At 69.7% G+C, this 528-nt stretch carries 1 protein-coding gene; it reads left to right on the forward strand.

What is annotated here, in order from left to right; all coding sequences use genetic code 11:
• Positions 1–94: 94 nt before the first annotated feature.
• The coding region (locus FV226_RS27730) for an IS66 family transposase zinc-finger binding domain-containing protein (protein ID WP_187278887.1) at positions 95–528 on the forward strand (434 nt) is incomplete at its 3' end.

The raw sequence follows: 528 nt of genomic DNA on the forward strand, positions 1-528 counted from the left end.
CCCCGGTGCGTACGGACCGCCCCCGCATCGCGGGCTGACGCGCGGGTGCCGGCAACGGGCTTGCGTGCTGTGCCAGACGGCGTAAGCTGTTGATGTGGCTCTCGATCCTGGCTCACTCCCCGACGACGTCGATGCGCTCAAGCGCATGATCGTCGGCATGGCGCGGGAAGCCGTCCACGCCAACACACTCATCGAGAAGCTGCGCAGCGAACTCGCTCGTCTCAAGCGGGCGCAGTTCGGCGTCTCGTCCGAGAAGCTGAAGGCCCGCGTCGAGCAACTCGAACTCGCCATCGAGGCGCTGGAGGTCGACGAGGCCGAGCGTCTGGCTGCCGCCCCGGTCGTTGCCGACGCCGTCGAGGCCTCCCGCGTAAGACCGGCTCGGCGCCCCTTGCCCGATCACCTGGCGCGCGAGAGCGTGATCCATCCAGGCCCCTGCGCCTGCCCGTCCTGCGGTGGGGTCCTGCGTCGGATCGGCGAGGACGTGACGGAGACCCTCGATTACGTGCCCGGCCGCTTCAAGGTGGTCCG

Origin of the sequence: Methylobacterium sp. WL12 (assembly GCF_008039475.1) — a bacterium.
Taxonomy (GTDB): domain Bacteria; phylum Pseudomonadota; class Alphaproteobacteria; order Rhizobiales; family Beijerinckiaceae; genus Methylobacterium; species Methylobacterium cerastii.